This window comes from Neolewinella aurantiaca (genome assembly GCF_008014675.1).
GTDB classification, from domain to species: Bacteria; Bacteroidota; Bacteroidia; order Chitinophagales; family Saprospiraceae; genus Neolewinella; species Neolewinella aurantiaca.
The window spans coordinates 1-4,991 of record NZ_VOXD01000072.1 but is presented as its reverse complement, the minus strand read 5'-3'; the positions used below and the strand labels follow the sequence as shown (position 1 = coordinate 4,991).

Below are 4,991 nucleotides of genomic sequence, written 5' to 3'. Positions count from 1 at the left end.
TCCAAAAAGCCTTATCATGTGTATCTTATCAGGCGGTACACGACTGGGAAACCCAGTACGTCTGCGAAAATCGATACGGGTTGGTCCGCCGTATGAATCGGGAGCTAAAATCAGCGGCGGCTTAAAGCTAACAGACGGAACACCCTACCTTTAAAGGTGTACCTTTAGAATGGTTTCTTTAAGATGGTGCCATAGGAGTAACCATCACTCTTTATTTGAGAATGGCTAAACATGATGAAGAGACAGAAAAGAGGCTGATTCAGTTGGGAGATAGGATCAAAAATCTGAGAGTTGCCGCCGGTTACAGCAACTACGAAAAGTTCTCTTACGAGCACGACATTAGCCGTAGCCAGTTTGGTCGTTATGAGAACGGCCAAGACATGAAATTCAGCAGCCTTTTGAAAGTCCTGGACGCTCTCGATATTTCTTTGGCTGAGTTCTTCAGGGAAGGGTTTGAAGATGTTGTACCAAAAACGGACGATCCGTGCTAAGTTGCTTTGGGATAGCTTTAGCACGGATCATAGACGTGTACTTTATGTGAAAACATCATGATTTCCATAAGAAACATTATCACACTTTGCCTGCTACTTCCCTCTTATTCATTTTTGCTGGAGCATTTTGGGTGCTGTTACCTTAAAGAGTGACTGCAATATAACCTATCTTTACGCCGTATAGAAGTGTGTAGATTTCATCTACGTACCAAAGCCATATCTAAATTAAACATAAACTGTAAGTAAACTCGATACACTTCGCAACATATTGAATATGTTAAATTTTTCTACAACAGAAAAGTGTAGGTAACAGTTTCTTGTCTAATTTTATGTGAGAACACGCATATAATATGAGAGCTGTATTTTACCTTTTTACTTTTATAAGTTTTTACCTTTTTCTGGTTCCCTGTGATGTTTATGCACAAGAAATATCAGGCATAGTTCGATCTGAAATATCAGGAGAAATATTAGAAGGAGCAAGTATCTATTGTCTAGAGTATCAAACTGGCAGTATTACGAATGAGCGAGGAGCTTACTCTATAAAGTGTAACAGTTACGATACTACATTTACTTTAGTTGTTTCATATGTGGGCCATGAACAAGATACATTTACGATAAAAAATTGTGGTTCTACAGTACAGGATATTCTCTTACGAGGAGAGCTGAGTAACTTGTCTGTAGAAGTAGTTGGTAAATATATTGACTCTGAGAAAGCTACTCATAATAGTACTAACAGACTCACGAACCAAGAAATTTTAAGAATTCCTGCCTTATTTGGAGAAGCTGACCCTATCAGAGCAATGCAAGTTATGCCTGGTGTTCAGTCTGGAATAGAAGGCCAAACAGGTCTTTTTGTAAGAGGAGGAGGAAATGATCAAAACCTTGTTCTTTTAGATGGTCTACCAGTATATAAGCCTGACCATATATTTGGCTTTTTTTCTACCTTTGATATTAATGCTGTCGAGAAGGTTAATTTAATAAAAGGTGGTTTTCCTGCTCGATTTGGAGGTCGACTTTCTTCAGTTGTAGACGTAGAAATGAAAACAGGTAGAGTGGATCAGTCTAGTAGAGGTTTTAGCCTAGGCCCACTCATTACTAAAGCATACATTTCGGGAGGATTTGGCAAGATCACTTATCATATTAGCGGACGCCGTACTCTTTTTGACCTACTGATTGCACCATTTATAAATAGTAGTACTGATAACAATCTGGCTTTTTATTTCGGCGACGCTAATATCAAGCTAGAATATAATATAAGTAAGAATGATCGCTTAGTGTTTTCTGGCTATTATGGAAAAGATCGTTACGACCAGACGAGAATACAACCGCAAAACACTTCTTCAACAGTAAGAACTTCTCAAGAACTCTTATCATGGTATAACTTACTTGGTAACTTACGCTATGATAAGGTTTGGTCAGATCGTCTTACTCAAAATACTTATATTGGTAATACGATTTACTCTTATGAAAATGGAAGCGCTTTCTCCGAAGAAAATCTCTTGCGTCGGGAGTCTTCTTCATTACTATACTCGGCTGATGTAGCTGAGACGATGTTTAGGACTAGCCTTACTTTCAAAGGAAAAAAAAATAACATTTTGAAAGTAGGAGTTAATAGTTCTTACCGAAGATTCATTCCAGGAAGATTTACTATTGCTAATTCTACTACGATTAGTGGTATTGAGGCAAGTCAAGATACGATGTTTTCTCGTATTGCGTCATCAAACTTTGATCATAATTTTTACGCTGAGAAAATATTAGATATCGGTGAAAAAATTAGCTTAAATGCCGGAGTACGGTTTGGTTGGTTGAACGGAGAGCACTTTAAAATTCAACCTAGATTAAGTGTAGAGACAAAGATTAATTCTAAGGACGAACTTAATATTAGTTTCGCTTCGATGCGGCAGAATACGCATCTCTTGATTAGTGGAACCCTTGGCCTTCCAAGAGATATTTGGATACCAGCAAATAATGATCTCCCTCCTCAGGATAGTTGGCAAGTTGCTCTCGGTGTAAAACGTCAGTTGAAACCAGGGTTGCGTGTTGCTATTGAGGCTTATTATAAAAGTATGAATAATGTTGTTAATTACCGACCAGGAGCAGGTGTTACTTCTTCCGAGGATTTTTCTGAATTAGTTGTGAAAGGAAAAGGCGAAGCATATGGACTAGAATGCTTTGTAGAAAAAAGTGTTGGGCGTTTTAGGGGTAGACTTAGTAATACACTGAGTTGGTCATGGCGAACTTTTAGTGAGATCAACCAGGGTAATCCTTTCCCTTATCGTTACGATAGACGTAATAACCTATACATAACAGGGGATTATTCGGTGTCACCGAATAAAATATTACTGAGTGCTGGATTTACATATCAAACTGGAAACCCAATCACTCTATTAAACGATAGAGTACTTCCTCTAAACAGAGAACTCTCTATTGGTTCATTTCTCACCTTTGCTGATGTAAACGGTTATCGTATTCCACCTACCCATCGACTTGATCTTGGTGTTTCGTTTCAAAAAATCAAAAACAACTATGAAAGAGTTATTGCTATAGGTGCATATAATGTTTATGCCCGACGAAACCCCTATTACGTTAATGTTGAAAATGAACGCACTCTTGATGGTCTCAGGGGGCAACTTGTTAAAGTTAGCCTCTTTCGATTAGTTCCTTCTCTATCATATACTATAAAATGGCACTAATATGAAAATAATATTTTGCTCTACTTCTATCTTAATAATCGCATTACTAATTTGCAGTTGTGATACTTACTTTGGAGACACTGTTCCGATTGATACCGACGACTTAGTATCATCGGAAAAATTTACGCTAGCTGCTGCTTTTACAAATGAGGATAGTATTTTATTTTTGCGTAGTGATCGATCCACCGATATTCTTAGGGAATATTCTTTGGAATCACTATTGAACGGAAATGATTACCCTCTTTTTGATGAAGATGACTTAGAAATTAATATTTTAAGTGATAACGATAGAGTTGTTACCAGTTTTCAGTTTATCCCAGTATCTGAAAGAAGGTCAGTCGACAATATTCGCGACTCAACAACTGATCGTGCAACTTTGATTAATAACTACCGAGCATTTCTGACTGAAATTGACACCTTCACTCCGGGAGAAATTTATAAGATGGCTATTCAACATCCTGTTTTAGGTAGTTATCTCATAGAGCAAATGATGCCCTTTTCTGTTGAAGAGGCGAGTTTTCAAGTCGGAGATGACATAGTCAGAAATCGATTTGGATTATCAGGGAGAAAAATAAATTTATCTTGGAAAGATAAAATTGGGATAGAAAATTTTTATCAGATAAAGGTACGTTTGATTAACCCTGAAGATGGCTCTTTCTATGTTTCATACTTGGATGACTTAGACCCGAGAACTAATGCGGCATATGCTTTCAACGAAAGAATAGTTATATCAGATCAAGATTTTGATGGTCAGGATATAAATTTAGATTTTATCGCTAGTAATGCTATAGATATTCTACAAGTACATTCCGTCGAAATTACAAGTATAACGAAAGATTGGTACGATATGGTTAGGTCTTATAATGACTACATAGCTTTGGAAGTAGATATTAGAAATGGGTATGCTGAACCTTTTACCGTATTTAGTAATGTACCTGATGGATTCGGTTTTTTTCTTCTTGGCAACAAATCAATATTTTTACAACGATAATTACAAGAGGTAGTATGGGGCAAACCCATACTACCTCTTAATAATAGTTCCCTACTGTAAAGGACTTTAATTCCAATTAAGATTATCGAACTATGAAAGGAATTTTGTTGACTTCGTTGTCACCTACTACTTGAATTATGTAGTAACCTTTACTTACTACATCATCTAAGTTTAGAGTTGTAACAATATTTTGAATCCTTGAGTTAAGGACAACTCTACCATTTATGTCAGAGATAATGATAGGAGTGTAGCCTTTTTTCTTAAGTAAATTCTTGTTGACTTTAAGGGTAATTGGCTGACCTACACTTACGGGGTTAGGAAATAGAGATGTTCTATCATTGTTATCGCTATCAATATCTATATTTAGATTTTGTTCCTTTTGAGTAAAGCGCTCATTCAGTTCAAGTTCATCCGTTTCTTCTTCGGTGAATGAGACCATGCTAGCTTCTTCCTTATCATTATCGCCACTACCCCTGTAATAAGAGCATTCTTGGTCTGTAGGGTCGCCTGCATAAAACGAAACACCACCAACTATTGGCGATCCGGTTGGACATGTCCAAGTAGAATTAATCGACCAGAAAGCTTTTGAGTGTAAACCATTGAAAGTAGTGTATTGAGAATTTGGTGAGCTAAAATTAGCAGAAGATCCATCACTAACAGTGTACGACCACGTTTTGGAGGTAGCACCTAATGTGAGGTGGTCGGCTTTAGCCGGACAGTTTAAAAGTGGAGTTTCTTCTTTCCGTTCTGGTCCCCCGGCCCCTGTGGAGCGTAGCGGAACAGGGGCCGGGGGGACCAGAACGGACTAATCGTCGT

Annotated in this window: 4 protein-coding genes; 3 read left to right on the top strand and 1 reads right to left on the bottom strand. The window is 37.6% G+C overall.

What is annotated here, in order from left to right; genetic code table 11:
* Positions 1 to 221 precede the first annotated feature (221 nt).
* The 3 genes from FUA23_RS21895 to FUA23_RS21885 all read left to right on the top strand — a co-directional run bounded on the left by FUA23_RS21895 (position 222) and on the right by FUA23_RS21885 (position 4,175).
* A complete protein-coding gene (locus FUA23_RS21895; RefSeq protein WP_147932915.1) occupies positions 222 to 491 on the top strand; it encodes a helix-turn-helix domain-containing protein in 270 nt (89 codons plus the stop codon).
* 350 nt (positions 492 to 841) lie between these two features.
* On the top strand, positions 842 to 3,184 hold the full coding sequence (locus FUA23_RS21890; RefSeq protein WP_147932914.1) for a TonB-dependent receptor: 2,343 nt from the start codon (positions 842 to 844) through the stop codon (positions 3,182 to 3,184).
* A gap of 1 nt (position 3,185) precedes the next feature.
* A complete protein-coding gene (locus FUA23_RS21885) occupies positions 3,186 to 4,175 on the top strand; it encodes a DUF4249 family protein (RefSeq protein WP_147932913.1) in 990 nt (329 codons plus the stop codon).
* 82 nt (positions 4,176 to 4,257) lie between these two features.
* Here the strand turns inward: FUA23_RS21885 and FUA23_RS21880 are convergent, their stop codons facing one another.
* Positions 4,258 to 4,614 (bottom strand): T9SS type A sorting domain-containing protein, encoded by a 357-nt coding sequence (locus tag FUA23_RS21880; protein WP_147932912.1) that lies wholly within the window; start codon positions 4,612 to 4,614, stop codon positions 4,258 to 4,260.
* Between the last annotated feature and the right edge of the window lie 377 nt (positions 4,615 to 4,991).

What these genes read in the sequence shown, in the direction of transcription:
- FUA23_RS21895 (WP_147932915.1), top strand. Translation starts at nt 222, where the DNA reads ATGGCTAAACATGATGAAGAGACAGAAAAGAGGCTGATTCAGTTGGGA.
- FUA23_RS21880 (WP_147932912.1), bottom strand. Translation starts at nt 4,614, where the DNA reads ATGGTCTCATTCACCGAAGAAGAAACGGATGAACTTGAACTGAATGAG.
- FUA23_RS21885 (WP_147932913.1), top strand. Translation starts at nt 3,186, where the DNA reads ATGAAAATAATATTTTGCTCTACTTCTATCTTAATAATCGCATTACTA.
- FUA23_RS21890 (WP_147932914.1), top strand. Translation starts at nt 842, where the DNA reads ATGAGAGCTGTATTTTACCTTTTTACTTTTATAAGTTTTTACCTTTTT.